The sequence below is a fragment of the Haemophilus haemolyticus genome (assembly GCF_003493605.1).
GTDB classification, from domain to species: domain Bacteria; phylum Pseudomonadota; class Gammaproteobacteria; order Enterobacterales; family Pasteurellaceae; genus Haemophilus; species Haemophilus haemolyticus_J.
In genome coordinates this window covers 1-1,349 of record NZ_QQKA01000020.1, presented here as the reverse complement: position 1 = coordinate 1,349, position 1,349 = coordinate 1, and the positions used below count along the sequence as shown (strand labels likewise).

General features: G+C 39.1%; 1 protein-coding gene. It reads right to left on the bottom strand.

Annotated elements, in window-relative coordinates; all coding sequences use genetic code 11:
• Positions 1-1,292, bottom strand: a protein-coding gene (locus tag DV424_RS08805; RefSeq protein ID WP_118859757.1) for an IS3 family transposase whose coding sequence is annotated in 2 segments (ribosomal slippage) — positions 1-839 and positions 839-1,292 — 1,293 coding nt annotated over the 2 segments. Because the reading frame shifts where the segments join, the coding sequence is not laid out codon by codon here. This gene is flagged as partial in the annotation.
• Between the last annotated feature and the right edge of the window lie 57 nt (positions 1,293-1,349).

Here is a 1,349-nt window from a genome sequence, read left to right as displayed (position 1 = left end):
GAGTCCTTTTAGTTTCCCCTGAATGCGCTCATGGTTGTAATAATGAATATATTCATGAATCGTTTTTTCCAGTTGTTCGAACGTCTCAAATCGTTTGCCGTAATAACATTCCGTTTTTAATCGCCCAAAGAAGCTTTCCATCGCACTGTTATCTAAACAATTCCCCTTCCTTGACATACTTTGTTGAATGCCATTCTCCCTGAGTATGTTTTGATAGCCTATCATCTGATACTGCCAACCTTGGTCCGAATGTAAAATCGGTTTTGCGCCTTCAAGCCTTGCTACAGCTTGTTTCATCATTCGGGTAATTTGCTCAAAGTTCGGGCTTCGAGCTAAATCATAAGCAATAATTTCATTGTTAAATAAATCCTTAATGGGGGATAAATAGAGCTTGCCTTCCGCACACTTGAACTCGGTAATGTCAGTTGTCCATTTTTCATTAGGCTGTGTTGCCGTAAAATCGCGTTGTAACAGATTATCCGCAATATGCCCGACTTCACCTTGATAAGAACGATATTGTTGTGTCTTGCATTTTCCTTTAAGCCCCAACCATTGCATAATACGTTGCACTTTTTTATGGTTAATTTTAATGGTTTCTCTTAGCTTAAACGTCACACGGCGATAACCGTAGTTTCCGTGATTATCATGATAAATAGTGGCGATTGCTTGTGAGAGTGCTGAATTTTTATCGTTTTTCGTCTTCAAGTGATAGAAGAAAACACTGCGTGCCAAGCCGATTAAATCTAATAAAATGGGCAGCGGAAAATGAATGCGTAATGCCTTTACGATAGTGACTTTTTCTGCATTTTTTGTTGGTTGAGCTCTTGCAACTTTTTTAGGATTGCGTTCTCCGCACGTAGTCGGAGATTTTCCAATTCTAGTTCTTCCTCTCGTGTTTTAGGCTTAGGCGGCATTTTAGGGTATTTCGGTTTCATGGTTGGGCGACCTTTAGGTTTGGGGATTAAGCCGTTTATACCTTGTTTTTCAAAGGCTTTCAACCATTGGCTAACTATGCCTGAATTGGCAATACCAAAATGTAAGCAAGCGGCTTCTGCAGAAAATTGCCCATTTTTAACCGCTTGTATCACGTTAAGTTTAAATTCAGGTGAGTAATTTCGCTTCTTACCCAGTACGGCTAGCCCATTGATTCCACTATGATTAAATTGGTTAATCCAACGTTCTAATGTTGTTTCGGCAAGTTGAAAATGCCTGCGGGTAAGTGAACTATTTTTACCATTTTGAAGATAAAATTCGATGACTTGTTGCTTGAAAAGAAAATTGTATTTGGTCATAAAAAATCTGCACCTTAGTGAGTTGGTTATTTAGTCCAACTTTTGGGGTGCAGATCA